Consider the following 25,926-nt stretch of genomic DNA (forward strand, 5'->3'; position numbering starts at 1 on the left):
CGCGACGGAGATTAGCCATTGCGATCTCCGACTTTCTTCAACACGAGAGCTGTGGTCGAGATCACCGCGATAGCTGCCACGGCACCAAATACTCCTATATTCAACGGCGTACTTAAGTAGCTCCCAAGAATTCCTGCAGCGCCAGAAGAAATGGGCGAAACTATCGAAAGAATTAGATCGAGAGGCGACGATCGAACCGTTTCACGCTGTCGCGTCAGTCTCTCACTCGCCTTTATTACAGTACTTGCCGTTACTTCGGGATTGTCTGCTCCTGCAACTCTGTCGCCCCGCTCAACCTCGCGAATCTTATCGGCCAGCTCCTTTGCATACCTCTGGATATGTTTCGTTACGTTGTCGCGAGCCGCTTCGGATGCATACCCTTCGATCTCTATTTGAACGTGCACAGAATGTGTACACTTCTCATTAACAGATCGCCCGGCAGTTGCTGGTTCCGAGGCGGGATCTTTTACGGCGATGGAATCTGTTTTAGATTTCTCACGTGAGGTCACCGCCTGAGCCTCACCAACTGCAGAAGCATCCTCTTGGTTCATTTGAGACATCCAAAGGCCATTGGCGGCTAGGGGTTGGACAGGTTTATAAACCTCATCATGGCGTAGACACGGGCCGCCTATCTACCGCATCGGCTTCATCTGTGCGCGCCCTGCTGTACCTTTCGCCTGGGCGGCGCTGGCCGCGACCGGCCGGAGAGCCGCAGCGCGGCCAGCGACCGCCCTGTGCGGCAGCCCGCCGCAGGTGGGCTGCCCTTGATGACGTGTAGATAAGTTGCTTTCTGTGCTGCCTGTAGGTCGCTTAGCGCTGCTGGTGGGGCTGAGCGGTGGTCCAGATGTGTTCGAAGCTGGTGAGGTAGGTGGCTGCCGGCCCTCGGTCGCCGGTCACACGTAGGTGCATGACGGGGGCGTTGGCTGCTGGTGTGGCATAGGCGTGGGTGTTGACGAGGAGCTGGTTGTCCGCGCGGTAGATGGAGCTGTAGAGCACGGTGCGGTGTAGGCGGATCTCGACGCCTTGGACGTTGAACAGCGGCCGGTAGAGCGTGAGGGCGTTCGTGACTCGTGCGGCCATCGCTGTGGGGCCGATGCCTTCGTCGGTGCCGCGGGCGGCGACTTCGGGGCTTTCTGGGTCGCCGAGGAGGATGCGGGTCTTGGTGCCTGCGTAGGCTCGGGTAGTGAGGATGTCGAGGAGTCCGCGGTCTTCAGCGAGGAAGAGCGCGCTGTAGGCGACGATGCCGATCTCGTCGTTGGCCCCGTTAAAGAGGTTGCGCCAGACGGTCTGAGGGATGGCCCAGCGGTGGGGGTAGATCGCTTGGACGCCGTCTGCGAGTGCTTGGCGACGTGATGCGATCTCGGGCCAGAGGTCGGCTTCGTCGACGTGGAGGAGGTCGGCGACGGCCCAGCGGTGGCGTGGGTAGGGGATGCGGCCTTGGAGCCATCGGCTAACGGTCTTGGGGTCGACGGCCAGGGCGGCGGCGACGTCGGTGGCGTTCAGCCGGGCGGTGGCCAGTGCGTAGCGGAGGTTGTCGTTCATGGGACCGGCCTGCTCCTCTCGCAAGATGACCCTGCCCTGCGACGTTAACATCAGACGTCCCCAGACGTCCCCGAGTTGCGGTGTTCCCGCCCCCGACTGCGGGGCGAGTCTCGACGCACACGACGAACCCCGTACGGACGTCAAGGAGGACGAGGGTGCAGACGAGCAAGAGCATCAAGGAGCAGCAGCGGGCATACGCGGAGCGGCTGCTGACCGCGCTCGGCGAGCAGCTCACCAGCCGCAGTGTCACGACCGTGCTCATCGTTGCGCCAGACGGGCGCCCGGCCTTGGATGTGACCGACAGTCGGTGCCGGATGCGGCGGGTGTTCGTTCACCTGCCGTTCTGCTGGTTCTACTGGGGAGACCAGGACGACGAGCGGGTGTCATTCCTGCAGATGGCCGGCGCCGTGGACCGGATCGAGCGGGCCGTGCGGGAGGGGTGGCGTGAGGGAGAGCAGGGTGACCTTAGCGTCGATCTGAACAAGATCCTCGATGCCTACCGCGGCTGAGGCGATGGCCGTGGGCCGATGGGTGACCGGTGGTCGGATCTACCCGCAGATCGCCGACCGGCTGCGTGAGCGGATCCGGTCGGGCGAGTTCGGGCCGGGCAGTGTGCTGCCATCTGAGGCGGAGCTGTGCCGGACGTTCGGGGTAGCGCGCAACACAGCCCGGCGCGCCTTGGCGATCCTGGAGGACGAAGGGCTCCTGGTCACCGTCCCGTCCAAGGGCCGCGTGGTGCCCGGAGAGAGTACGGCGGTCCCATACCGCTATCAGGTGATCGCCGGAGAGTTGCGCGAGCAGATCGAACGCGGTGACCTCGCCCCCGGTGCCGCGCTGCTCAGCGAGGCCGAGCTACGGCGACGGTTCGCGGCCTCGCGCAACACGGTGCGGCAGGCGCTGTCCGTCCTGGAACGCGAAGGGCTGGTCGTGGCCGAGCACGGGCGTGGGCGCTTCGTCCGGCTCTGATTCGTCCGGCGCTGAAACGCGAGGGTGGGAAGACGTCCGGGGACGTCTAGGCTCGCCCTCTGGATTCCCGCATGTGCTTGATGCCTATCGTGAACGACGTGGGACATATCGAGTGGGCTTACGGCCTGGCCAAAGACCTCCTGGAGACGGCGTTGCCCCGGCGCTGGGCGCATACCCAGGCAGTCGCCGAGCGGGCCGAGACCCTGACTCCAATTCTCGGCGCGGACACCGACACCCTGATCGCCGCCTGTCTGCTGCATGACATCGGTTACGCCTCGGAGCTGGTGGACACAGGCATGCACCAGCTCGACGGCGCCCGCTACCTGCGCGACACGGCCGGGGCCGACGACCGGCTGTGCCGCCTGGTGGCCTACCACTCGTGCGCGGACAACGAGGCACGACAACGTGACCTGTTCGACGTCCTGGCCAAGGAGTTCGACCAAGAACGGCCCGACCTGGCCAGGGCGCTGACCTACTGCGACATGACCACCGACCCGGACGGCCGGCACCTGGACGTGCGCGATCGGCTGGCGGAGATCCACTCCCGCTATGGGGCCGACCACGTGGTGAGCCGGTCGATCACCGCCGCCACCCCCTGCATCGTGTCGTCTGTGCGCGCTGTGGAGGCCGCGCTATCCGATGTAGGGAAGGCCAGCGCCGGATAGATAGTGCTCGATCCGCATCCGCATCGAGGCTGCCATCGGCAACGATGCGACCTCATCGCGGGGCACCCACCGCACCTCACGAGATTCCGTGCTCGGGGTCGGGGAACCGGAGATCGCGCGGCCGGTCAGGACGATGGAGAACTCCTGTCGGGCCTCGCCGTTGGAGGTGTAGAGGATCACGTGTCCGGGATCGGTGTAGGTGCCGACCAGGCCGGTGATCTCACACCTGATGCCGGTCTCCTCCAGCGTCTCGCGTACCGCGGCCTGCGGCAGCGACTCGCCCAGGTCGATGGCCCCACCGGGAACGGCCCAGTTGTCGTTGTCGGAGCGCTGGATCATCAACACCTCGCCGCGCTCGTTGGTGACGATGACGTTCACCGACGGGACCAGGCTGTTGGCCGCGGGCGCGTCGGGGTCGTGGTGAAAGTCGATCCGCCGGGCCATGCTTCAGGACTCTACCGGCCTGGCCTGCGCCCACACCTTTTCGTAGCTCTCGGCGTAGGTCGCCACCATGTCCCCGCCGACCACCCGGCGCAGATGCAGAACTGGCGCATTGCCGGCGCGGGTGCCGTACACATGCGTGTTGATCAGGTACTCGTCGTCGGCGCGGTAGATCGAGTTGTACAGCACCGTGTGGTGCAACCTGATCTCGACGTTGTCCAGGCCGGTGATCGGCCGGTAGAAGACCAGAGCGCTGCGGATCTGCGCGGCCATGCTCTCCCCCACGCCCTCGTCGCTCCCCCGCTGGGCGACCTCGGCGGAGTCGGGATCGCCGAGCAGGACGCGCACCTTCACCCCTGCACGAGCCTTGTCGGCGAACAGCCGCACCATGCCCCCGTCATCGGCGAGGAACAAGCCGCTGTAGGCCAGGACGCCGATCTCCTGGGACGCCGCGGAGAACAGCCGTCCCCAGATGTCCCGGGGGACGGCCCAGCGATGCGGATAGATCGCGATGACCTCGCTCCCGGACGCTGCAGCCACCTGCTCACGCGTGAGCGCGTCCGGCCACAGGTACGCCTCGTCCACACCCAGGTACGAAGCCGCAGCAAACCGATGCTTTCGGTACGGCTCGCGCCCCTTAGTGACCCACCGCTCGACGGTCTTGGGTGCGACCTCGATCGCCTCGGCCAGGCCGGCGATGTTCACGCCTTTCTGCAGAAGGGCCGCACGTAGCCGTTCGTTCGCCATTTCACCCGCTCCGAGGGACGTCCGGGGACCTGGCCATCGTAGGCCGGACGTCTTGAACATGTCCCTGCTGCGCGAGCACCAAGCCCTAGCTACAACAGGCTTCACCACCGACAGCGACACGTCATACCGATCGGCGAGTTGCCGTAGGGAGGCTTTGGCCGGCGGGGGCAGCAGTGGACCATATGACGACGGCAGGTTGCCGCCCCAAAAATGTGGCTTCGCACCTGCCGTTCATTCATTGGTGGGCCAAGGTCAAGCAAGGTCTTCGCAGGCGGAGCCTGCCTGGGGAGGGCGTCCGAGCGAAGCGAGGTCCTCCAGGGGTCGGGGCTTTGGCCCGACTGGAAGCAACGTCTGAGCCCTGATAGCGCGAAGCGCCCGGAAAGCGAAGCCCGTTGTGCGCCGGAGGCGCCCTCAGAAGGGCGTCCGGAGCGAAGCGGATGCCCTTTTTGGCGGGGCGGGCATCAGATGGCCAACCACCGAATCGGGTAACGGGTGGGCGCGAAAAAGGCCCCCCAGGATGATCCCGGAGGGCCTTTGACATGCTGTGCGGCCGGAGGTACTCGAAACCCCAACCTTCTGATCCGTAGTCAGATGCTCTATCCATTGAGCTACGGCCGCTCGCTGCGTGAACCAGCATAGCGGGTCCAGAGCCGTGCCTCGAACCAGATACCGCCATCACGTCCCAGTAGACCCCACCTTTTTCGGCCAAAGGGTGTAGCTCAGTGGCCAGAGCAGGGCGATCAGCGGCACCTTCAGCATGCCGTACATGAAATCGATCAGTGCGGCCGTGCGGGACGGTTCGTTGACGAGCCAGACCAGGCCGAGCAGAAGAGCGCAGGCGATGGCGTACGCGAGGACCATGCGGAGCCAGAAGCCCCACTCGTAGCGGGCGCGGGCCATGCCGCCCTCGGGTGGTTTCCAGGGAGGTGGGCCGTCGGCGAAGCGGTGGCGGAACTTGGCGTCGGCCCAGCGGATCGTGCGGTGGCCGAAGACGATGGAGTACGCCAGGTACGCGGCTGCTAGGCCGTGCCTCAGGTCGGCCGTGGCGCCGCCGCGCATGTCTATGACGGCTGCCGCCAGGAGGATCACGTCCAGGAGCGGTACGCAGATGAGGAGGGCGGTGCTGAGTCGGCGGCGGTTCCAGAGGTAGCGGCTGGCGAGGCCGAGTCCGAGCAGGAGCCAGAAGCCGACTTCGCAGCCGATCAGGATGGCGACAATCACGCATTCCATCCTTTTCGCCTCTTCTCCCCGGCACATCGTCAGTGAAGACGAGCCTGTGGATACATCGAAGTGTTTATCCACAGGCGGACCCGCGGAGGAGGGAACCGGGGCCGGATGGTGGTGGGATGAGGGGCATGAAACGCGAGGCGTCGTGGGCCGGGCTGGTCTTCGTCGTGGGCCTGCTCCTGATCGTGGGTGGAGCCTACACACATCGCGGGGTGCCCATGGGGTGGCTCGTGGTGCCGCTGGCGTTCGTGTGTTCGGGGGTTCTGGTACGGCAGCGCGCGCCGTTGGTGGGGCTGGGCTTGGGGGTCGTGGGGATCGGCGTCGATCTGTTCCTGGGGCCGTCGTTGCCGACTGTCTTGATATTTACGGACAACGTGTATGCGGGGGCGTTGTACGGGCCAGCGTGGTTCTCGCGGTGGCTGCTCGGGATCGCGACTGTGCTGGCGGTGTTGGCCGGGGCCGTGACGGGGGTCGTGGCACGTGACTGGCGGCTGCTGGCGGTGATCGGGGTTCAGGCGGGGCTCGTGCTGGTCACGCCGGTGACGACGGCGATGGTGTTACGTCAGCAGCGTGACCAGGCCTTGGCCGAACGCGCCAGGGCCGAGCAGGTGGCGCGGCTGGCCGAGCTCGACCGGCAGGCGGCCATCGCGACGGAGCGTACGCGGATGGCCCGGGAGCTGCATGACATGATCGCCAACCACTTCAGCGCGATCGCCATCCAGTCGACGGGCGCGCTGTCGCGTACGGATCTGGATGCGGCGGCCGTGCGGAAGATCATGGAATCCGTTCGGGAGAACAGCCTGGAAGGGCTGGCCGAGATGCGGGCCATGATCGGGCTGTTGCGGCAGGAAGGGGATGAGCCCGAGGCCACCCGGCCGCGGCTGGCCGACGCCGAGAGTCTGGTCGAGCGGTCGCGGCGGGCGGGGATGCCGGCTGATCTACGTGTGGAAGGGGAGGCGCGGGAGCTGTCACCGGCGGTCGATCTGGCTGGATATCGGATCTTGCAGGAGGCGCTGACCAATGCGCTCAAGCATGGCGGGCGGCCGGTTGCGGTCGAGGTCGTCTATGAGCCGGGACAGGTGACGGTGGCTGTGGATAACCCTGTGGACGAACGTACGGCTCGGCTGCCCGGCACTGGCGCGGGGATCGTCGGGATGAGGGAGCGGGCCGCTCTGGTCGGGGGGTCGTTCGAGGGTGGGGCGGACGGGGGTTCGTGGCGGGTCAGGGCCACGCTGCCCACGCCAAACGGCTATGGGGAAAGGGTCCATGAACGCGTGGACGGCAAGTAGGGGATCGGTACTGGTGGTGAGATGACGATCAAGGTGCTGGTCGCGGACGATCATGCGGCCGTCAGGGCGGGGCTGGTGCTGATTCTCGGTGGGGCTCCGGACATCGAGGTCGTCGGGGAGGCGGCCGATGGTGAGCAGGCGGTGGAGTTGGCTCGCGAGACCCGGCCCGACGTGGTGTTGATGGATGTGCGGATGCCGAAGCTCGACGGCATCTCGGCGACCAGGGAGCTTGCCGGGGTGGCCGATGTGTTGATTTTGACGACGTTCGATGTGGATGAGTATGTGTTCGGGGCGTTGCGGGCGGGGGCGGCGGGGTTTCTGGTGAAGAACACCGACGCGGAGTCGCTGATCGAGGCGGTACGACTGGTGGCCAGGGGTGATGGGCTGATCTCGCCTACGGTCACGCGGCGGTTGATCGCTGCCTTCGCTGAGCAGCCGGTGCGTAAGGAGCAGCAGGTGGAGGGGTTGACGCCGCGTGAGCAGGAGGTGCTGGCCTGCGTCGGTCGCGGGCTGTCCAATGCCGAGATCGCCAGGGAGCTCGACATGGCTGAGGCGACCACGAAGACGCATGTGAGCCGGGTGTTGAACAAGCTGGGTCTCAAAAGCCGGGTGCAAGCGGCGATTTATTACTCGGAAGGCCCCCGCTAGTCTGAAGGTCGTGACCATGCCACCGCCTCCCCAGCCGCCCCAGCCGCCGCGGCCGACGGGCTTGATCGTTGGCTTGGCGTTCGCCGGGGCCTTTGGGTACTGGGTTCTCAATGTGATCGTCGGACTCATCGCCTTGAGCGCGGGGTCGACGGTCGCGATCGGGGTGGGCGCGGGATTCCTGGCTGTGGTCGGGCTCGGTGCGGGGATCGTGCTCGTGGTGCTGCGTAAGCCGTGGATGCTGGGGTTGGGGCTGGGGTTGATGATCGGGTGGGCGCTCGCCTCGATCGTCACGGCCGGCTACTGCACGGGGCTGAATCCGGGCATGTACACATGACCGTCCCGACACCGGATGGCCACAACGAGGGTGCGCCACCACTGGGTGGAAACGCCCCGACGCTAGAGGACGGGAGCGACGGAGGGTCGCCCAGAGAAATCGGCGGGTTTCCGCCTAAGCAAGCCGACAGACCGCCGCCCGGAGAAATCGGCGAGCCTCCGCCTAAGCAAGCCGACGGAGGGCCGCCCGGACGAACCAGCGGACCACCGCCCGGACAAACGAGCGGACCACCGCCTCGGCAGGCCGACGACCCACCGACCGGGCAAACCGGCCCGCCACCGCCCCGGGGCAGGCAGAAGCCACTGATCATCGGGCTGGCGTTCGCCAGCCTCGTCGCCTACAGCATCGTCAACGCCATCCTAGGCATCCTGATCTTCATCAGCACCCTGGACCAGAACGGCCCGAACCACCCCATCATCATCTCCTGCACGATCTTCCTCGCCCTCCTCGGCCTGGGCGCCGGAGCGGGTCTCCAGTTCCTGCGCAAACCGTGGGCCACCGGCCTGGGCCTGGGGTTCCTGATCGGCTGGGCGCTGTGGTCGATCCTGTCCGCCGGGATCTGCACCGGCATCAGCCCGGACCTGTACACCTGACATGCCCCTCCACGAGATCTTCGTCGGCCTGGGGGTGCTGGTCGCGTCCGTGGTCTTCGTACACGAGGCCCGCCGCCGCGGCGCGCTGAACGAGCAGTCGCTGGTGACCGTGACCGGCGCCCTGGTCGGCGGCGCGATCGGGATGCGGCTGGCAGGCTGGCTGGAGACGCTGAACCTGTCCGACCTCTGGTTGTACGGCTCGCGCAGCATCCTCGGCGGCTTGACCGGCGCCTACATAGGCGTACTGATTGCCAAGAGGATCATCGGCTACAAGCAGCGCACCGGCGACCTGTTCGCCCCGGCGGTGGCGCTGGGCATGGCGGTGGGCCGGATCGGCTGCCATCTGACCGAGGCGCCGGGCCGCCCGACCGAGCTGCCCTGGGGCGTACACGCTCCCCCGACGACGCCCGAGTGCCCCGGCTGCCTGACCGGCCAGGCCATGCACCCGTCGTTCATCTACGAGATCATCTTTCAGCTCGCCGTGTTCGCGGCGCTGCTCTGGGCGCGCAGGCGGCTTACCGAGCCGGGTGAGCTGTTCACGCTGTACCTGGCGGCGTACGCCGTCTTCCGCTTCCTCGTCGAGTTCACCCGCGCCAACGAGACCGTCTGGCTCGATCTCACCAGGCCGCAGTGGTTCCTGATCCCTGGCCTGCTGCTGCTCGCCCTGAGGCTGCGGTACGGCTGGCGGCGCGGCCACTACGATCCCCTCTTCAAGCGGAAGGTCATGACATGAGCACCGGAATGGGACTGCGGGGTGACCGCATCCTCAGGTACGTCAACGCCTTCTGCCCCCACTGCCACGGCCAGGACCTGGAGCGGGTCGAACGGCTGAGCGGCTACCTGGCCGTCCGCGACGAGCGCGTGTGGCTGGAGCGCGGCTGCCGCGAACACGGCCTAGTCAGGACTCTCTACGACGAAGACCCAGAAATCCTGAAATATCTCGAGGAATGGACCGCCCCCACAAAGCACCACATGCCGGATATGAACGGCAACTTCCAGCCGGTCCCCGCCGCCTACCTCCAAGGGCTGCCCGAGATGCAGACCCAGCACACCTGCATCCTGCTCGAAGACATCGCCGAAGCCTGCAACCTGCGCTGCCCCACCTGCTTCGCCGACAGCTCCCCCGACCTGACCGGCATCGTCCCCATCACCGACATCCTGGCGAACTTCGACCAGCGCCTGGCCCGCGAGAACGGCCGGCTCGACGTCCTCATGCTGAGCGGCGGCGAGCCCACCCTCCACCCCGAGCTCGCCCAGCTGCTCGCCGAGCTCCACCAGCGCCCCGTCACCCGCATCCTGATCAACACCAACGGCGTCCTCATCGCCAGGGACGACGCCCTGCTCGACCTTCTCACCGAGCACCGCGAGCGGGTGGAGGTCTACCTCCAGTACGACGGCAGCTCGGCCGAGGCGTCCAAGCACCACCGGGGCGGCGACCTGCGGCACCTCAAAGCGCAGGCCGTACAACGGCTGTCGGAGCGGGAGATCTTCACCACGCTGGTGATGACCGCCGCGCTGGGCGTCAACGACGGGGAGATCGGCGACGTCGTACGGCTGGCGCTCGACACGCCGTTCGTCGGCGGTGTGTCGTTGCAGCCGCAGTTCGGCTCGGGCAGGTCGGGACCGATCGACCCGATGGACCGACTCACCCACACCGGCGTGCTCAAGCGGCTCGGCCCGCAGACCGACGGCCTGGTGACCTGGCGCGACCTCACCGCGCTGCCCTGCTCGCACCCGCACTGCTGCTCGGTCGGCTACCTGATCCGCGACGACGCGCAGCAGTGGCGTTCGCTGGTCGCGCTGATCGGCCACGACCGGCTCAAGGCGAACCTGGGCCTGGTCTCCAACCGCATCGCCGACACCGAGATCCCGCGCGAGCTGCGGCTGGCCGTACAGGAATCGCTGCTCGGACTGCTGTCGGAGCAGTCGTCACTGTCGCACCCGCAGATCGGCGACCTGTGGCGGGACATCTGCGAGAACTGCGACCTCGGCGTGTCCACGCTGCTCACGCTGGCCTCTTCGGCGCTGCCCGGCAGGCGGAAGAAGCTCCGCAAACTGCTCGGCGAGCGGGTGGTGCGGGTGACGGTCAAGCCGTTCATGGACATCTCGACCATGATCGAGGAGCGGCTCACGCAGTGCTGCGTGCACGTCGGCACCCGGGCCGAGCAGGACCAGTGCGCGCCGTTCTGCGCGGTGCAGGCCTGGCCGCAGTTGTCGGAGCAACGGCTGTCGGCGGTGGCCTCCAGACCTCAGCTCAAGGTGATCACGTGAAGGATCCGCTGCGGTTGTGCGTGTACGCGACCGTCGCGCTGCTGGCCTGGCTGCTGGGGCCGTGGGCGGTGCTGGGGTTCGCGGTCCTCGGGTTCGCCGGGTACTGGAAGGCGCGCCGGGCCGGGCTGACCCAGAGCAAGTGCGTGCTCAAGGACACCCGGCTCGTACTGGCCTATCTCGGGCTGCTGGCGCTCGTCGCGGCGGCGGCGATCATCCATTCCCTGTGGTGAACCCCTCGGGGATGTACAGGCTGAGCGTCTCGGCGATGCAGGCGGGGCGCCGCTCGCCCTCGATCTCGATCGTCATCTTCAGGTTGGACAGGTAGCCGGCGGGCGTGCCCTTGACGTCGCTCAGCTCGCCCAGTGCCCTGACCCGCGCGCCGACGGGCACCGGCCTGGGGAAACGCACCTTGTTCAGGCCGTAGTTGACGCCCATCTGGATGCCGTCGACGCGCACCAGCTCGAACATGAACGACGGCAGCAGCGACAGGCTCAGATAGCCATGCGCGATCGTGCCGCCGAACGGCCCTTCCTTGGCCCGCTCCACGTCGACGTGGATCCACTGGTGGTCGTCGGTGGCGTCGGCGAAGAGATTGACCTGCTCTTGAGTGATCGTGCGCCACTCGGTCGGGCCGAACTTCTCGCCGACGGCCGCCTTGAGTTCCTGTACGTTCGCGAAGGTCCGCATGGCTCCGAACGCTATTGCGCGGGCGGGACGGCTGCCAAGTTGAGGACCCAGTACTTGTCGGGCTGCTTCCCCTTCGTGGCGTCCCAGTAGAGGATCGTGCTGGGCTCCGATGAGGTGCCGACGCTGGCTCTCTCGATACTCGCCCCATTGCCGGCGTTCAGGTCGTACACGGCATCGCCTGCTCGCAGGAAGCGGTCGAGGATGGGGTACGGCCTGGGCCCCCCGAGGAATCCGAACCCCGGCACCATCGCGATTCTGGCCCCGTCGATGCGCTGGGAGAAAGCAGTGCCGCCCAGGCGGCCAGTGCACCAGACCGGCCCGCATCGCAAGCCCTTCATCTTGTCCTTGATCACAACCTTGGTCACAGTCCCATCCGCCAAGTTAACGATCTTGGACTGGTTGCGATCAGGCTCACTGAACACGTTGCCGGCATCGCCCGCCCACGGCCAGCTGATCAGGTGCAGCCCATCGCCCTTCCGCACACGCTCGGGAGTACCGCCGGTGAACGGCACCCGGTACACGCCGCTCTTCTGCGTCGACCAGACGATGTCCTGGCCGTCCACGCCGACGGCGTCGACATTTGCCGCGTCACCGGTCAACGTGACGGCCAGCTTGGCCTTGCCACCGGACAGCGGAGCCCACCAGAGCTCGGCGATCCAGATCCCGTTCTTCCTCGCATTGGAGTACCAGACGACGTTCCTGCCGTCGGTCGAGGCAGCTGCCTGGAAGTATTCCTTCAGTCCCGGGGTCCTCGGGACCTCTGTCACCACCCGGGACGTACCGGTCTTGGTGTCGTACACCTCGATCGTGCCGACCTTATTGACCGGGGACACCGCGTTGAGCAGCACCTCGGTGGCGCTGATGCCGGTGATCGGGCGGTAGGGCCAGCCGTCGGCGTTCTTGGCGGGCATCTGGAAGACCGCCTGCGGCCAGAGCTTCGCGACCGGCATCCCTTTGACCTGCGCCTGCGGTCTCGGAGTCACGGTTATGGTCTTCTCAGGCCTGGGCCCGGTCGTGGTCGACGTGGCTGCCGCCTCTTCTCCGCCCCCGCTGGAGAAGGCCCCTCGGGCGACGACCGTACTCGTGCCCACCACCGCGACCACCGCGGCCGCCGCGAGCAGTTGCGCGCGCCGCCTGGTCCGCTGCCGCCTGCGCTCGCCGACCCCGGCGAGCAGGTCGAGCTCGGGAGCCCGGTCCGCCGCATCGCGCAGCGCGCCGCTCAGTTCGTTCTCTGTCCTCATGCCCGTCCCCTTTCCAGCACAGCGGGCCGGATCCGGAGCGTGGCGAGCGCCCGGTACGCCTGGCTGCGCACAGTTCCCCGTGAGATGCCGAGGATCGCGGCGATCTCCTCATCCGGCAGGTCCTCGTAGTAGCGCAGGACCAGCACGGTCCGCTGCTTCCTGGGCAGCGTCGCGAGCTCCTTCCAGAGCTCGCCGAAGGAATGTCTGTCGTGATAGATGCCTTCGGGGACGTCGTCGGTCAGGTGCTCCCTGCGCCGCCTGCGCCACCAGCTGATGTGCTGACGGGCCATGGTCGTGCGTACATATGCCTCGGGACTGTCCTTGTTGCGGACCCGGCTCCAGGTGTCGCTCAGCTTGAGCAGCGCCTCCTGGACCAGATCAGCGGCGTCCTCGGCGTTGCCGGTGAGCACGTAGCCGTACCTGATCAGAGCCGAACCTCTGGCCCGGACGAATTCCTCGAACTCCACATCACCGGGACGCACGAGCCGCCCGCTCTGTTGCAAAGATCTTTACTCGAAACCATCGCGCACGTGTTCGAGTGCGCGCTACAGTTCTGGGTACCGACTCGAACAAGGGTTCGGCCTGGTGGGAGGGGGTGTGTCCGATGACGATACTGGCGACGGCCCCTGCTCGGACACGCCGTAGCGCTTTCTTCCCAAATCTAAGACGGCCGCTATATCCCGCAATAAAGTCCGAGAGCGTGGACCCCGTGCGCAATCCTTACGCCCCCGGAGCCGGACAGCGTCCGCCGGAGCTCGCCGGGCGCGACCGCGAGCTGCAGCAGTTCGAGGTCGTGCTGGAGCGGGTGGCCCGCGGCCGTCCCGAGCGCAGCATGGTCGTCACCGGCCTGCGCGGCGTCGGCAAGACCGTGCTCCTCAACACGTTCAAGTCCATGGCGATGCAGCGGCTGTGGGGCACGGGCAAGATCGAGGCCCGGCCCGACCAGTCGATCCGCCGTCCCGTCTCGGCCGCGCTGCACATGGCGATCCGCGAGCTGGCTCCCCGGCATCGCGCGCCGGAGCGCATCGAGCAGTTCCTGGGCGTGCTCAAGGCGTTCGCGATGCGCGACCCGGCCGCCGCCAAGGGCACCTCGCACTGGTCGCCCGGGATCGAGGTGCCGGCCAGCCGTGGCCGCGCCGACTCCGGCGACCTTGAGATCGACCTCACCGAGCTGTTCGTGGACGCCGCGAGCGTGGCCACCGACCTGGGCGTCGGCATCGCGCTGTTCATCGACGAGATGCAGGACGTGCAGCCCGCCGACGTCTCGGCGCTCTGCGCCGCCTGCCACGAGCTGTCGCAGTCCGGCGGGCCGCTGATCGTGGTCGGCGCGGGCCTGCCCCACCTGCCGAGCGTGCTGTCGGCCAGCAAGAGCTACTCCGAGCGGCTCTTCCGCTACGCCCGCATCGACAAGCTCGACCGCGAGGCGGCCGATCTCGCGCTGATGCTGCCGGCGCGGGAGGAAAAGGTCGAGTTCACGCAGGACGCGCTCGACGCCCTATACGAGGCGGCCGACGGTTATCCCTACTTCGTCCAGGCCTACGGAAAAGTCGCCTGGGATCTGGCGCCGAGCAGCCCGATCACCCTCGACGATGTCAGAGTGTCCGCGCCCGAGGCCGAGGAGGAGCTGGCGGTGGGCTTCTTCGGCAGCCGCTACGAGCGGGCCACTCCGGCCGAGCGCGACTACATGCACGCCATGGCGCAGATCGGCGACGAGCCGGTCCCCACCGCCGACGTGGCCGACGCGCTGGGGCGCAAGCCGTCCAGCCTGTCGCCCGCCCGCGACAGCCTCATCAAGAAGGGGCTCATCTACAGCGCTGAGCGCGGCCTGATCGCGTTCACCGTGCCGCATTTCGGGAGGTTCCTGCGTGCCCAACCGATCTAGGCGACACCCCTAGTCCTCTATTGGGCTGTCTAGTGGGGAAGCTAGATAGCCCAATAGAGTCATATCTTCTTTCGAGGGTTCTATAGCGCTGTCTAGTGTCAGGCCGATACAGGCGTATAGACCGGCATAGCGCCGCTGTCCTCCGCGTTGACCACGGCCACCCGTACGGCCGGGCGCCGCCCGCTGAGATAGACCGCGAACACGACGTCGGCCCCATCCCGCCGCTCGAAGGCGAAGAAGCGCCAGCACAGCTCGCGCCAACTGTCGTACGGCTCCGCCGCGGTGAGTTGCTCCTGGTGCAGCCGCCAGGGGCCGCTCGACCGGAGCCTGGCCAGCGTGACCTCCACGGCCGGGCCCCGGCGCTGCTCGCACGGCGCCCGATAACGCAGCCGATCCGCCATCTCCTCGAGCTCCGGCGACAGTACGAGGAGCACGACTATCCCGGCGGCCACGAACCACGACGGCTGCGCGAACGCGAGCCAGCCGGGCTCCTCGGCCCACAGCGACAGCACGGCCATCCCGGTGAGCACCGTGGTCCTGGCGACCGAGCGCAGCCCGACGGGCGCCCCGCTCACCTCGCCGAAGCATCCGCATCCCACGTCGGGCCGCCGCCTGCGTACCTCCAGCAGCACGTACGTACACATGGCGAAGAACGCGACCGCCATCCACCTGAAGATCGGGGCCGTAGTCACCAGCAGGCCCGTCGCGATCACCAGCTCACCGATGGCGCAGACGATCAGCATCGGAACCTCGACGCGAGCGGGCACCAGCGCCGCGGGCCCCAGCCGGGCCAGCGAGCCCACCTCCCCGCCTGAACGCACGGTGAGCACCTTCGCCACCGCCCCTAAGACGAGCAGCACGATCAGAGCAGGCAGCTGCGATGCCAGCACGAGCGTCACCCCAATCCGATCTGCGCGTTGAAGCACCCTTTGACCAGGTCGCCGCCCAGCTCGACGTACGAGAAAGGCGAGAGCTCGACGATCCGCCCGCGGGGAGAGGTGTCGCACTCGACGCATCGGTCGCAGAAACGCCCGGCCACGCAACCACACGCCACGATCGGCACGTTAGCGGATCGATGGGTACAGGCGTTCCGCACCTGCAACATCGACCCGATGGCCAGGTACGGCAGGCCCACGCACGACACCTCGGCGTCCGAGCAGCCCACGTCGGAGCGCTCCACCATGGGGTAGGCGGCCCCCCGATCCTCCTCGTCGAAGACGTCGGACCACGTCGCGGTCCCGGAGATGCGTGACTGCAGGCCGGCGTAGGCGGGCGGCGGAGCGGGCACGGCCCGTGCCGGATAGGCGGGCTGCGAGGTCGCGGGCAGCAAGGCCAGACTGACCCCGTCCTTTCTGATACCGATCGCGTCGAACAGGAACCCCGGCTCGAACCGCGCATGGCGTACCAGGATGCGGCCGGTCGCGCGGTACGGGACGACGATTGTCCGGCGGCCCCGGTGCGGCCCGCAGTCAAGCTGAACCGTCACGTCCTTGCGTCCCTCGACGGACAGGATGGTCCCGGTCAGCCGCGTGATGCCGGCCCAGAGCCGCTCGACCACCCGGCCGTCGCGCAACGTGCGCATGATGACCGTCGAGCCCACCGGCAGATCGCCCGGCACCAGTTCGCCACCGTGCCAGGCGGTGGCCCATGGCGCGATGACGAGCCGCTCTTCGTCGCCCTCGGGGGTCTCGATGATGACCAGGTGCGGGCTGATGTCGCGGATGTCCCCCATGACCGCGCGCAGCGGATCCGCTTGCTCGGAACCTGGGGCCCCGACTTCCCGGCCCAGTGCCGCAGCCGCGAGCACCCGGCGGCGTTCCACGCTCGGATACCCCATCAGTCCCTCCCCAGTCGCACTAATAGGGTCACACGACTCCAAGGGCTGCTTCGCCGCACCCGTGCATTGAGAGCAAAATACGCACCCCTCAGGACAGGAGTTGACCCCCGGCGACGTACAAACCGCCACCGACCTTGACCTACCTTTATCGTCGGCGGGCCGAATCCTGAATTCCGGTTGCGCCCGATCTCGGCCTTTGGCTGCGATTCTGGCCACGATGCAGACCTTCAGGTGGGAAGAGGAGTTCCGCGAGTACGTCGTTGCGCGCGGGCCCGCCCTGCTGCGCACCGCCCACCAGCTCACCGGACATCCGCTGGACGCGGAAGATCTTCTGCAGAACGCGCTGACCAAGACGTACCTCGCATGGGACCGCATCCAGGACAGAGCCGCGCTCGACGGATATGTACGGCGGGCGATGATCAACATCAACATCTCGCAGTGGCGGCGGCGCCGGCTGGAGGAGTACCCGTCAGAGGACCTGCCGGAGATCGCCCCGGAGCCCGAAGCCAGCGGTGACCTGCACGACCTCCTGGAGCTTGCATTGCGGCGACTGCCCGACCGGATGCGGGCCGCGATCGTGCTGCGCTTCTACGAGGACATGACCGAGCCGGAGATCGCCAGAACGCTGGGCATCACCCTCGGCACGGTCAAGAGCACGATGTCGCGCGCCATGGCCAAGCTCAGGGCTGAGCTGGGCATTCCTCCTCAACAGCCCCCGCCGTAGCGCAGGGCCGTACGACATCCCGGATCCTGCGGAGGGTGGCCAGGAAGACTTCCAGCTCCTCCGCGCTGAGCAGGCCGGTCAGGCACGTGTCGATGTCGTCGAGGTGGCGGGGCAGCACCGTTTCGAGCTTCTCCCGACCGGCGTCGGTGAGCGTGGCGTAGGACGCCCGCCGATCGGTGGCGCAGGCTACCCTGGCGACCAGATTGTCGCGTTCGAGCCGGTCGACCACCCTGGTCACGCCACTCGTGGACAGGCCCGTCTGTGCGGCCAGATCGCTCATCCGCAAGCTCTGCCGGGGAGAGCGCCCCAGCCGCAGCAGCGTCTCGAAATCGATCTCGGACAGCCTGGCAGCACCGAACACCGGCTGCAGCCGGGCCGTAAGACCTGCGTGAACCTCCGCGAGCAGGCCCATGGCCGTCAACCGGGGGTCGTCAATGTTGACCACGTTCATACTGTAGCGGACGATAGTTGACGCGAGGAATATTCCTCGTGTAGACATTTGTTGCCGCAAACATCCGCACAGCAAGCACCTAGCCCATCCTGAGGAGAACCCCATGACCACCCGCACCTGGGAAGGCCTGACCGTCCCCGCCGCCGGCACCTACAACCTGGACGTCGCCCACACCCGCATCGGTTTCGTCGTCAAGCACATGATGGTCAGCAAGGTGCGCGGCAGCTTCGGCGACTTCACCGGCTCCGTGACCATCGCCGAGAACCCGCTCGAGTCGTCCGCCGAGCTCACGATCAAGACCGAGAGCCTCACCACCGGCGTCGCCGACCGTGACGGCCACCTGCGCAGCGACGACTTCCTGTCGGCCGAGAAGTACCCGGCGCTCACCTTCAAGAGCACCCGCGTGGTGAGCCACTCGGGCGACGAGTTCACCGTCGTCGGCGACCTGACCATCCGCGACGTCACCCAGCCGGTCGAACTCACGGTCGAGTACGGCGGCGCCGGCACGAACCCGTGGGGCCAGGCAGTATGGGGCTTCTCCATCACCACCGAGATCGACCGCGAGGAGTTCGGTCTGACCTGGAACCAGGCCCTGGAGACGGGCGGCGTCCTGGTGGGCAAGAAGGTCAAGATCGAGATCGAGGGCGAGGCCAACCCGGCCGCGTAACCCCTTCGACCTCGAGCTCCGCGCACCGGACCCGCTCAGCGGGTCCTTGCGCCGGACCTCCGCACTGAGCCCGTCCCTGTACGCTTTGGGGCGGGCTTGCTGTCTGCCGCGTTGTCCACAGGGAGTTATGCACAGGCAGTGGATAACCTTTGGACAGGCCGGGATGGGCAACCGCTTTGCTGCCTTGGCAGAAGGCCGGTACGCTGTCCTGAGCCGCGTGGCTACCAGGAGGATTCGCCTAGTCAGGTCTATGGCGCCGCACTGCTAATGCGGTTTGGTGGCAACACCATCCGGGGTTCAAATCCCCGATCCTCCGCACGTCGAGGGCCCTTCCCAGATTCTGTGGAAGGGCCTTTTTCGATCTCTGTGGGGTTCAGGGTTGCAGTTGGCTTCTAGCCAGGGCCCCAGAGCGCCTCGTCCATGCGGTCGCTGGCGTCTCTCATCTGCGTCGTTGCTACGTGGGTGTAGCGCTCTGTGGTGGTCACGCGGGTGTGGCCGAGGATCTCTTGGACTACTCGGATGTGTACGCCTTGCTCGATAAACAGGGTCGCGTCGTGGACTCTGCGTGTGGATCGGCACAGCCGTGCAGCCGGGCGCTGCTGCCGGCGATCGTGGACGGAGCCGCAGGCGGTCAACGCGATGGCAGGCGGCGCATCATGACGCCGACGAACTGGTCGCCCCGCACGAAGCCGAAGTCCCGGGAATCCCAACTGGTGTCCGGGTTGTCGCCCAGCACGACCAGGGCGCAAGGGGGCACGACGGTCTCGGGCACGTCGCGGAGCGCCGGGAAGGTCTGTCTCGGCACAGGTTCGCCGGCCACCGCGACCGCCCGCTTGACGAGCAAGTGCCAGCCAGGATCCGATCTCTCCGGCACCTTGTCCTCGTCGCCGGGTTCGATGCCCGGCGGCAGACCGTCCAGCGGTGGAGGATTCGGGATCCTGACGACCACGATCTGGCCGGCGCGGACTCGCCTCGTCCTGCGAACGAGCAGTCTGTCTCCGGAACGCAGGGTGGGCTCCATACTGGGCCCGCTGACAGTGGCGACCAGGTACCGCCGACGGATCCACCACAGCGACATTCCCAACGTCAGCAAGCCGAGTGCCGGCAGGAGCAGATTGCCGGCCTTCATCGCACCTCCTGGTATCCCGAGGCCTGGAGCCGGAACAGGCGGGCGTAGTGTCCGTCCGCGGCGAACAGTGCCTCATGCGGTCCCTGTTCGGCGATCCGCCCGTCGTGGAGCACGGCGATGAGGTCGGCATCCCGTACGGCGCTGAGCCGGTGGGAGATCAGCAGGCTCGTGCGACCGGCCCGATGCTCCCGGATGCTGGTGTGGACCTCGTGCTCGGCCTCCGGATCCAGGCCAGAGCTGGGCTCGTCGAGGATCATCAGGTCTCTGCCGTCGCGGACGAGGGCTCTGGCCAGCGCGAGGCGTTGCCACTGTCCGCCGGACAGGACCACTCCCGTCTCCGGATCGCCCTTATCGGCCTCGGAGAAGAAGATACGGGTGAGCAGCGTGTCGTAGCCTCGCGGCAGCCCCGAGAGCGTCTCGTGCACTCCCGCGCGGACGCCCGCCTCCTTGATCCGGGCCGGGTCGTCCAGGGCGGGCAGGTCGCCGAGTCCGATGTTCTCGGCGGCGGACATGTCGTAGTTCATGTGGTCCTGGAACACGGCACTGATTCGATCGCGAAGATCAGCGGGCGGATGTCCCGCAGATCCACACCGTCCCACAGGATCCGGCCGCGCGTCGGGTCGTACATCCTGCACAGCAACCTGATAAGGGTGCTCTTACCGGCGCCGTTCAACCCCACGAGGGCGACCGAACGACCGTGCGGAATCGTCAGATCGACCCCGCGCAGCACCCATGGATGGTCGTCGCTGTAGCGGAACCAGACGTCCCGCAGTTCGATGCCCCGGCGCAGCGCGGGGGCCGTACCCTCATCGACGCTCGCCAGGTCGGGCTCGGCCCTGATCACCGCGACGTAGTGCGAGAAGGTGAGGAGCCGCGCGTGGACGGACGCCATCGAGGAGACGAGTGTGTTGAGCGCTGTCTGCACCCCGCCGACGGCCGCCACGAACATGGCGACGTCGCCGACGCTGAGGGAGCCCTGGCGGGCGGACGTGATCGCCCACCACAGACCGGCACCCGCGACCGCCGCGCTCAGCGTGGTCAGGCCGCCCTGAGTGACCAGTTCCCGGCGGTCCATCCGAATTTCGGCGGTGTCGGCCCTGCGCCGCTCGGCCATCATTCGTACACGAAGGAACGCGCCGATGCCGAACAACCGGATCTCCGTAGCGGCCTGGACACCGGTGAGCAGCCGGCTGTAGAAGAACTCGCGGCGGTGGATCTGCTCGAGGTCCCACTGCTTGGTGGCCCGCCTCCGCGACAGCAGCAGTTCGGCGACGAGTGCTGGGACGGCGGCCAGCAGTACCAGGGCGGTCATGGCGGGGCTGAGGATCAGAAGGGAGCCCACGAAGCCGATGAGGGACAGGACTCCGGTCAGGCTTCCGCAGACTCCGCTGACGAGGTCGCCAGTGGTCCCCGCGCCCTCCTGCGCGAGGCGCAGCCGGTCGGGGAACACCGGATCCTCGAAACGCCGCAGGCCGACCTGCCGCTCGGCCGCCGCGAACAGCCGGTCGATCGCTTCGGCTCGCGCGAGGCGCCCGGTCTGGGCGCGCAGATAGCGGCCGATCCCCGGGAGCGCGGCGGCGGCCAGACCGGCCGCGGCCAGCCCGAGCGCGAGGCCCGCGACCGCGCCGTCGGGAGTCGTCAGCCGGTCGATGACCGATTTGGTCAGCCATACGGTGGCGATCGGGGCCGCCGCTTCGGCGAGCGTCAGAAAGACGTAGCCGGTGACCCCTCCTGGTGCCGACCGCCAGGTCAGCGACATGGCCTCCACGGCGGCCGTGGCCAAGCCCCGGATCCCGGCCCGTCGGCTCGTACCCGGGTCGCTCATGCCGTGATGCGACGGAGAGGTCCTCCAGGCGTCCGCCCGTGGCGATGACGCGGTGATCGGAGCCGAGCAGGTAGAGCGCGAAGACGATCACGTATCCGGTGGCGGTTCCCGCCACCGTCGGACCTGTCGATCACCTGCACTGATTGGACCGCTCCGGGGCCGTTGGCCGTGATACACCGGGGTTGCGGTTTGGGTTGAAGGTCACCGCTGTCCCATGCCGTTCGAGAGAGACCGACCCGGCATGCTGGTCCATATTGGACCGATCGGGATGGCGCTGCTCCGAGCTGCGCGCCCAGCTCCCCACGGGACTCAGGGCCGCGCGCCGCACCCAGCACCCGCCACCCCCATGCAACCCGCCGCACCGAGCCACGCCGCCCTGAACGACGTTGGCGACGCGACGGATGCAGCGGCAGCCGCGCAGACCGAGCGTCGTCGCGACCCGATGGAGGTACGAGGAAAGGGAGCGTTCCCCATCAGTGAACCGAGGACTGCGGCGCGCCGCTCCATTACCCGGTCCTGCGGTTCTTGTTGTATTCCTCGACCAGCTTCAAGAACCCGGATTCGGAGTCGGCGAACTTCGTGACGCTCTTCTCCGGATCGGTCGTCACGAAGTACAGCCAGGGCCCAGCGTCCGGCTTCAGGGCAGCCTCGATGGCGTCGGCGCCCGGGTTACAGATGGGACCAGGCGGCAGGCCGAGGCGCGCAAAGGTGTTGTACCGCGACCGGCTCTTGAGATCCTCGTTCGAGGCCCTGATGCCGAACTTGTTCAGGCCGTACATGAGCGTGCTGTCCATTCTCAGCCTCATCTCGGGCGTGTGGTTTAGCCGGTTGTAGATAACCCGCGCGATCTTGGGCATGTCGCGCTTGTTGGTCGACTCGGCCTGGACGATGCTGGCGATGGTCAGGATCTCCAGTGGCGTACGGCCGACACGCCTGGCACCGTCCACCAGATTGCTGTCCTCGGCGGCGCGATTGAAGCGTGTCACCATCGCGGCGAGGATCTCGTCGGGGCTCGACGTGGGCGAGACCTCATAGGTTCCGGAGAAGGCGAATCCTTCCAGCGCGCCCTTCGCGTAGGCCGGAAGGCCAAGCGCCCTGCCGTCCTTGGCGGCCCGCTTGAACTCCACCAGCGGTCTGCCGGTGGCGGTCGACAACTGCTCCAAGATCTGTGAGAGCCGTAGTCCTTCTCTCACGGTCAGGGTGGTCTGTCCCTGTTTGGTCTCCACAAGTGCCTCGCCAGGGCCCTGCTCGGCGACGTCCTTGGAGACCGGCACCCGAGAAGACAGTCCCTGGACCACGAGCGTGGATCCGACCGCCATCACGGTCACGGCCGCCGCTGCCGCCAGGGCGAGGCTGCGCCGACGAGATCGACTCCGGTTGACCTGGAGGAACCGGCCCGGTGGGGGTGGCTGCTCCTCATGGGCCATGTCGGAAAGGGTCTCGCGCAGCAGATCCTCGATGTTCATCCGAACTCCCTCACGGTGCTCAGTTCAGGTGCGGCCTTCTTCAGACGCTCCAACGACCGGTAAATCTGGCTGCGCACCGACCCCACCCTGACACCGAGCAGCCGCGCGATCTCGGTCTCGGACAGGTCTTCGAAGTAGCGCAGCACGAGCATGGTCCGCTGCCGGGATGTCAGCCGGGCAAGAGCCGCGCGCATCACCAGGCGAAGATCCACCATCTCGGCGTGCCCATCGCCGATCTGTTCGGGCAGCCATCCAGTGGACACTTCCGCGATGCGGGAACGGCGCCGCCACCAGCTCACCTGCTCGTGGTACATGACGCGGCGGACATAGCCCTCGATGGCCACGGTGTCGCGCAGGCCGCGCCACTTCGCGGCGGTCTTCGCCAGCGCCGTCTGTATCAAGTCCTCAGCGGCGTGTCGGTCACCGGTCAGTAGGTACGCGGTACGGAACAGCGCCCCTGATCGATTGATGACGAACTCCTGGAAGTCCGCCTCAAATCCTGGATCCACCCGTCCTCCTCGCGATGTCACCAAGCAAGGACGCGGTGGGGGCGATGATCTATGCCAGCATGTCCGAACTGATCTGCATCAAAGACTGCATGCCCTGACCTTCATCATCTACCTCCGCCACTTGCGGGCCTCAGCCTGAAACGGCCGTTTAAAGGGCGAAGGGCACGGGGTGAGTTCTCGACGAGGACGCGGTTCTGGATCGGTGCCGCCCTCCCGATCGCCTGATGGTGGCTGATCTCCGCTCAGGGCCGGGCGCGATTCCGACTGGGCATGTTCCGCGTCCCAGGACACCACCAGACCGTAGGCAGACCGACCCCCCGGGCCGCCTCGGAGTGGTGATCTCCCTGTCGGTGGAGATGACCCTGTGCCGGGGATGCCCGCAAGCCCAGTCCTGGCCCCGCCGCTGGAGTCACTCACCAGCCGGCCGCTGTCGCGGCAGGTGTGGCCGAACACGGGAGGCTCCCCATGCGACGGCAGCCGGCCGAGGCCTGACGCCCGACGCCTTGCGCCGCGCTAATCGCCGCCTTATATCGCACTTATTTCTAGAGAGCGCTCTCTTGACACGGTAACTGATATTGCTGGAAGGTTTCGGTAAAGTCACATCCGTGAATCCGGTGAGGTAACTCGTATGGACCGCACCCCCCGTTCCAGAACGTTGCTCGCCATCGGTGCCGCTCTCGCCACCGTCATCGGGATGCTCGTCCCGATGACCGGCACCGCCAACGCCGCCCCCGCCCCCGGCCCGCTGGTCTGGTCCGATGAGTTCAACGGATCCGCCGGCAGCGCCGTCGACCAGTCGAAGTGGCGCTTCGACATCGGCGGCAGCGGCTGGGGCAACAACGAGCAGCAGTACTACACCAACAGCACCCGTAACGCCGCCATGGACGGCGCCGGCAACCTGGCGATCACCGCCCGCCGGGAGAACCCGTCCAACTACCAGTGCCACTACGGCACCTGCCAGTACACCTCCGCCCGCCTGCTCACCTCCGCCACCTTCACCCGGGCCTACGGGCGGTTCGAGGCGCGCATGAAACTGCCCCGCGGCCAGGGCATCTGGCCCGCGTTCTGGATGCTCGGCAACGACATCGGGTCGGTCGGCTGGCCCAACAGCGGCGAGCTCGACATCATGGAGAACATCGGCCGCGAACCCAGCACCGTTCACGGCACCATCCACGGCCCCGGCTACTCCGGCGCCGCCGGCATCGGCGCCCCCTACTCGATCGCCGGCGCGTTCGCCGACGCGTTCCACACCTTCTCCGTCGACTGGTCCCCGAACCTGATCATCTGGTACGTCGACGGCATCGAATACCAGCGCCGGACGCCGGCCAGCCTCAACGGCAACCGCTGGGTCTTCGACCACCCGTTCTTCATGATCATGAACGTGGCGGTCGGCGGGTACTGGCCCGGCTACCCTGACAGCTCCACTACCTTCCCGCAGACCCTGACCGTCGACTACGTCCGCGTTTATGCCCCGCCCACCGGCGGCTCCGGTGGCCAGATCACCGGCATCGGCGGCAAGTGCATCGACGTGGCAAGTGCCGGCACCGCCAACGGCACCGCCATCCAGCTCTACGACTGCAACTCCACCGCCGCCCAGAGCTGGACGTGGAACAGCGACGGCTCGGTCCGCGCGCTCGGCAAGTGCATGGACGTCAGCGGCGGCTCCACGGCCAATGGCGCACAGGTGCAGCTCTACGACTGCAATGGCAGCGGTGCTCAAGGATGGACCTACAACTCCAGCACCGGCCAGATAGTCAATCCTCAGGCCAACAAGTGCCTCGACGCGACCGGCGCCAGCTCGGCCAACGGCACCCGGCTGCAGATCTGGGACTGCTCCGGCGGCACCAACCAGCGGTGGACACGCGCCTGACACGCGCATCCTGCCAACATCACCTTCCTGTCGAGGGTCGCCGTCTCCGCAAAGGCGGCCACCACACCGAGGCCCTGGCCCAGGCCTAGAGCGATGTCGAGACGCCGGCCGGCGCGGTGCGAGCCGCGCCGGCCGGCGCGGCGGAGTACACGACAACGGGTCCCGGAACGAGCAGCAGGTGGGATCGCGGCGACGGTGAATATCGCCACCCTTGTTTTGGTGGAATGTCGCTGATAATGAGAACGCGCTCTCTCGGGAGCATGCCGCTTCTACCGAGGGCCGAGTACTACATTCAGCCGCGGCCAAGCTCCCGGAGGCCTTCTCCCGCAGGCCGTGGTTCCTGATGCGGCGCATGGCCTGGTACCTGACCAGGATCTGGATCGAGGTCACACCGCTGCGGATGTGGTGGTGGCCGGACGAACAGGACGCCGAGCCGAAGCGGTGGGAGGCGGCGCGCCGCATGGGCGCCCCGGTTCTGACCAGCACCGACGCCGACGGCTTCGTCGTACGGACCGGCCCGCTCGGCGCCGCGGCCTCCGGGCAGGTCTGCCTGACCTTCCGCACCCACACCCATGACATGAGCGGCCAGGAGGAGACGCCACGCCGGTCGCCGACGGTGTGCACGTGCGGGTGGATCGCGCTGCCGGACTTCAGCGTGAGCGGCGGCCCGATCCAGTCGCTCCGCGAGCTGGCGGGTCATGCCCGCGTGCTGAAACCCCGTCTGGAGTACGAGGCCGCGCGCCGCGGCCAGCCCGTCCCCATCCCGCGCCGCCCCGCTGAGCCGATTCCACGTTTCCCCACGTCGGCGGCCCCAGGCGGGAGAAGGAACGATGTTGGAACTCGATGGAACGCCTTCTAGGAAAGGCGGCCCTGCCTCTGGAAAACCCCTGAGGCCGATCCGCAGCCTATGAGGGG

General features: G+C 67.3%; 32 protein-coding genes and 2 tRNA genes. 16 read left to right on the top strand and 18 right to left on the bottom strand.

Going from position 1 to position 25,926, the window contains the following annotated elements:
- Window positions 1–11: 11 nt before the first annotated feature.
- Entirely contained in the window at window positions 12–551 is a 540-nt protein-coding gene (locus KLK06_RS09310) for a hypothetical protein (RefSeq protein ID WP_214634951.1), read from the bottom strand.
- A gap of 259 nt (window positions 552–810) precedes the next feature.
- Window positions 811–1,542: a helix-turn-helix transcriptional regulator gene (locus KLK06_RS09315; RefSeq protein WP_214634952.1), complete on the bottom strand. Its 732-nt coding sequence runs from the start codon at window positions 1,540–1,542 to the stop codon at window positions 811–813.
- Window positions 1,543–1,697: 155 nt separating this feature from the next.
- On the opposite strand from KLK06_RS09315, the gene KLK06_RS09320 reads away from it, so the two are divergent.
- The 3 genes from KLK06_RS09320 to KLK06_RS09330 all read left to right on the top strand — a co-directional run bounded on the left by KLK06_RS09320 (window position 1,698) and on the right by KLK06_RS09330 (window position 3,173).
- A complete protein-coding gene (locus KLK06_RS09320) occupies window positions 1,698–2,051 on the top strand; it encodes a hypothetical protein (RefSeq protein WP_214634953.1) in 354 nt (117 codons plus the stop codon).
- Entirely contained in the window at window positions 2,035–2,508 is a 474-nt protein-coding gene (locus KLK06_RS09325; RefSeq protein WP_250905156.1) for a GntR family transcriptional regulator, read from the top strand. The genes KLK06_RS09320 and KLK06_RS09325 overlap by 17 nt, the downstream gene beginning before the upstream one ends.
- 98 nt (window positions 2,509–2,606) lie before the next feature.
- The gene (locus tag KLK06_RS09330; RefSeq protein WP_308168174.1) at window positions 2,607–3,173 is read left to right on the top strand and encodes an HD domain-containing protein; all 567 of its coding nucleotides are present in this window, start codon (window positions 2,607–2,609) and stop codon (window positions 3,171–3,173) included.
- On the opposite strand, the gene KLK06_RS09335 is transcribed toward KLK06_RS09330, so the two are convergent.
- The 4 genes from KLK06_RS09335 to KLK06_RS09350 form a co-directional block, all read right to left on the bottom strand.
- Window positions 3,141–3,617 carry an NUDIX hydrolase gene (locus KLK06_RS09335; RefSeq protein WP_214634955.1) on the bottom strand — a complete coding sequence of 159 codons (477 nt, stop codon included), beginning with the start codon at window positions 3,615–3,617 and terminating at the stop codon, window positions 3,141–3,143. The two genes, KLK06_RS09330 and KLK06_RS09335, sit on opposite strands and share 33 nt — an antisense overlap.
- A 3-nt stretch (window positions 3,618–3,620) precedes the next feature.
- Complete coding sequence (locus tag KLK06_RS09340; protein WP_214634956.1) at window positions 3,621–4,361, bottom strand: helix-turn-helix transcriptional regulator; 741 nt, start codon at window positions 4,359–4,361, stop codon at window positions 3,621–3,623.
- A 545-nt stretch (window positions 4,362–4,906) separates the two neighbouring features.
- Window positions 4,907–4,979: transfer RNA gene (locus tag KLK06_RS09345), tRNA-Arg, on the bottom strand.
- 57 nt (window positions 4,980–5,036) lie between these two features.
- The gene (locus tag KLK06_RS09350; protein ID WP_214634957.1) at window positions 5,037–5,582 is read right to left on the bottom strand and encodes a hypothetical protein; all 546 of its coding nucleotides are present in this window, start codon (window positions 5,580–5,582) and stop codon (window positions 5,037–5,039) included.
- A gap of 125 nt (window positions 5,583–5,707) precedes the next feature.
- Here KLK06_RS09350 and KLK06_RS09355 point away from each other — a divergent pair, with 125 nt between their 5' ends.
- From KLK06_RS09355 to KLK06_RS09385, 7 genes are all read left to right on the top strand, one after another.
- Entirely contained in the window at window positions 5,708–6,877 is a 1,170-nt protein-coding gene (locus KLK06_RS09355; RefSeq protein WP_250905157.1) for a sensor histidine kinase, read from the top strand.
- Between the two features lie 21 nt (window positions 6,878–6,898).
- Complete coding sequence (locus KLK06_RS09360; RefSeq protein WP_214634958.1) at window positions 6,899–7,525, top strand: response regulator transcription factor; 627 nt, start codon at window positions 6,899–6,901, stop codon at window positions 7,523–7,525.
- Between the two features lie 112 nt (window positions 7,526–7,637).
- Window positions 7,638–7,859 carry a hypothetical protein gene (locus tag KLK06_RS09365; RefSeq protein ID WP_214634959.1) on the top strand — a complete coding sequence of 74 codons (222 nt, stop codon included), beginning with the start codon at window positions 7,638–7,640 and terminating at the stop codon, window positions 7,857–7,859.
- Window positions 7,856–8,452, top strand: a complete 597-nt coding sequence (locus KLK06_RS09370; protein ID WP_214634960.1) for a hypothetical protein — start codon at window positions 7,856–7,858, stop codon at window positions 8,450–8,452. Before KLK06_RS09365 ends, KLK06_RS09370 begins: the two co-directional genes overlap by 4 nt.
- 1 nt (window position 8,453) lies before the next feature.
- Window positions 8,454–9,185, top strand: coding sequence for a prolipoprotein diacylglyceryl transferase (locus KLK06_RS09375; protein WP_214634961.1), 732 nt, complete (start codon window positions 8,454–8,456; stop codon window positions 9,183–9,185).
- Window positions 9,182–10,723: a radical SAM protein gene (locus KLK06_RS09380; protein ID WP_250905158.1), complete on the top strand. Its 1,542-nt coding sequence runs from the start codon at window positions 9,182–9,184 to the stop codon at window positions 10,721–10,723. The genes KLK06_RS09375 and KLK06_RS09380 overlap by 4 nt, the downstream gene beginning before the upstream one ends.
- Window positions 10,720–10,953, top strand: a complete 234-nt coding sequence (locus KLK06_RS09385; protein ID WP_214634962.1) for a hypothetical protein — start codon at window positions 10,720–10,722, stop codon at window positions 10,951–10,953. Before KLK06_RS09380 ends, KLK06_RS09385 begins: the two co-directional genes overlap by 4 nt.
- On the opposite strand, the gene KLK06_RS09390 is transcribed toward KLK06_RS09385, so the two are convergent.
- The 3 genes from KLK06_RS09390 to KLK06_RS09400 are packed head-to-tail and all read right to left on the bottom strand — an operon-like array spanning window position 10,934 to window position 13,133.
- Window positions 10,934–11,410, bottom strand: coding sequence for a MaoC family dehydratase (locus KLK06_RS09390; protein WP_214634963.1), 477 nt, complete (start codon window positions 11,408–11,410; stop codon window positions 10,934–10,936). The genes KLK06_RS09385 and KLK06_RS09390 overlap by 20 nt on opposite strands.
- Before the next feature lie 11 nt (window positions 11,411–11,421).
- Window positions 11,422–12,651 carry a hypothetical protein gene (locus tag KLK06_RS09395; RefSeq protein ID WP_214634964.1) on the bottom strand — a complete coding sequence of 410 codons (1,230 nt, stop codon included), beginning with the start codon at window positions 12,649–12,651 and terminating at the stop codon, window positions 11,422–11,424.
- On the bottom strand, window positions 12,648–13,133 hold the full coding sequence (locus KLK06_RS09400) for a SigE family RNA polymerase sigma factor (RefSeq protein ID WP_308168175.1): 486 nt from the start codon (window positions 13,131–13,133) through the stop codon (window positions 12,648–12,650). The genes KLK06_RS09395 and KLK06_RS09400 overlap by 4 nt, the downstream gene beginning before the upstream one ends.
- A gap of 218 nt (window positions 13,134–13,351) precedes the next feature.
- On the opposite strand from KLK06_RS09400, the gene KLK06_RS09405 reads away from it, so the two are divergent.
- Window positions 13,352–14,533, top strand: a complete 1,182-nt coding sequence (locus tag KLK06_RS09405) for an ATP-binding protein (RefSeq protein ID WP_214634966.1) — start codon at window positions 13,352–13,354, stop codon at window positions 14,531–14,533.
- Window positions 14,534–14,631: 98 nt separating this feature from the next.
- Here KLK06_RS09405 and KLK06_RS09410 read toward each other — a convergent pair whose 3' ends face one another.
- Window positions 14,632–15,423: a MauE/DoxX family redox-associated membrane protein gene (locus tag KLK06_RS09410; protein WP_308168176.1), complete on the bottom strand. Its 792-nt coding sequence runs from the start codon at window positions 15,421–15,423 to the stop codon at window positions 14,632–14,634.
- 5 nt (window positions 15,424–15,428) lie between these two features.
- Window positions 15,429–16,370, bottom strand: a complete 942-nt coding sequence (locus tag KLK06_RS09415) for a hypothetical protein (protein ID WP_214634968.1) — start codon at window positions 16,368–16,370, stop codon at window positions 15,429–15,431.
- Window positions 16,371–16,587: 217 nt separating this feature from the next.
- On the opposite strand from KLK06_RS09415, the gene KLK06_RS09420 reads away from it, so the two are divergent.
- Window positions 16,588–17,094 (top strand): SigE family RNA polymerase sigma factor, encoded by a 507-nt coding sequence (locus KLK06_RS09420; protein ID WP_214634969.1) that lies wholly within the window; start codon window positions 16,588–16,590, stop codon window positions 17,092–17,094.
- On the opposite strand, the gene KLK06_RS09425 is transcribed toward KLK06_RS09420, so the two are convergent.
- Window positions 17,051–17,545, bottom strand: coding sequence for a MarR family winged helix-turn-helix transcriptional regulator (locus KLK06_RS09425; protein WP_214634970.1), 495 nt, complete (start codon window positions 17,543–17,545; stop codon window positions 17,051–17,053). The genes KLK06_RS09420 and KLK06_RS09425 overlap by 44 nt on opposite strands.
- A gap of 103 nt (window positions 17,546–17,648) precedes the next feature.
- On the opposite strand from KLK06_RS09425, the gene KLK06_RS09430 reads away from it, so the two are divergent.
- Window positions 17,649–18,212 carry a YceI family protein gene (locus KLK06_RS09430; RefSeq protein WP_214634971.1) on the top strand — a complete coding sequence of 188 codons (564 nt, stop codon included), beginning with the start codon at window positions 17,649–17,651 and terminating at the stop codon, window positions 18,210–18,212.
- A gap of 227 nt (window positions 18,213–18,439) precedes the next feature.
- A tRNA-Ser gene (locus tag KLK06_RS09435) sits at window positions 18,440–18,528 on the top strand.
- 76 nt (window positions 18,529–18,604) lie between these two features.
- Here KLK06_RS09435 and KLK06_RS62995 read toward each other — a convergent pair.
- The 6 genes from KLK06_RS62995 to KLK06_RS09460 form a co-directional block, all read right to left on the bottom strand.
- On the bottom strand, window positions 18,605–18,961 hold the full coding sequence (locus tag KLK06_RS62995) for a tyrosine-type recombinase/integrase (RefSeq protein WP_374197102.1): 357 nt from the start codon (window positions 18,959–18,961) through the stop codon (window positions 18,605–18,607).
- Complete coding sequence (locus KLK06_RS09445; RefSeq protein WP_214634973.1) at window positions 18,844–19,341, bottom strand: S26 family signal peptidase; 498 nt, start codon at window positions 19,339–19,341, stop codon at window positions 18,844–18,846. Before KLK06_RS09445 ends, KLK06_RS62995 begins: the two co-directional genes overlap by 118 nt.
- Window positions 19,338–19,880, bottom strand: coding sequence for an ATP-binding cassette domain-containing protein (locus tag KLK06_RS59695; protein ID WP_308168177.1), 543 nt, complete (start codon window positions 19,878–19,880; stop codon window positions 19,338–19,340). Before KLK06_RS59695 ends, KLK06_RS09445 begins: the two co-directional genes overlap by 4 nt.
- Complete coding sequence (locus tag KLK06_RS09450; protein ID WP_250905159.1) at window positions 19,862–21,166, bottom strand: ABC transporter ATP-binding protein; 1,305 nt, start codon at window positions 21,164–21,166, stop codon at window positions 19,862–19,864. The genes KLK06_RS59695 and KLK06_RS09450 overlap by 19 nt, the downstream gene beginning before the upstream one ends.
- A gap of 506 nt (window positions 21,167–21,672) precedes the next feature.
- Window positions 21,673–22,632, bottom strand: a complete 960-nt coding sequence (mltG, locus tag KLK06_RS09455; RefSeq protein WP_214634974.1) for an endolytic transglycosylase MltG — start codon at window positions 22,630–22,632, stop codon at window positions 21,673–21,675.
- Complete coding sequence (locus KLK06_RS09460) at window positions 22,629–23,141, bottom strand: SigE family RNA polymerase sigma factor (RefSeq protein ID WP_214634975.1); 513 nt, start codon at window positions 23,139–23,141, stop codon at window positions 22,629–22,631. The genes mltG and KLK06_RS09460 overlap by 4 nt, the downstream gene beginning before the upstream one ends.
- A 628-nt stretch (window positions 23,142–23,769) precedes the next feature.
- Here KLK06_RS09460 and KLK06_RS09465 point away from each other — a divergent pair.
- Window positions 23,770–25,011, top strand: a complete 1,242-nt coding sequence (locus KLK06_RS09465; RefSeq protein WP_214634976.1) for a glycoside hydrolase family 16 protein — start codon at window positions 23,770–23,772, stop codon at window positions 25,009–25,011.
- Between the two features lie 352 nt (window positions 25,012–25,363).
- Complete coding sequence (locus tag KLK06_RS09470) at window positions 25,364–25,870, top strand: hypothetical protein (RefSeq protein WP_214634977.1); 507 nt, start codon at window positions 25,364–25,366, stop codon at window positions 25,868–25,870.
- Window positions 25,871–25,926: the final 56 nt, after the last annotated feature.

The sequence above is a fragment of the Nonomuraea sp. NEAU-A123 genome, assembly GCF_018603905.1.
Taxonomy (GTDB): domain Bacteria; phylum Actinomycetota; class Actinomycetes; order Streptosporangiales; family Streptosporangiaceae; genus Nonomuraea.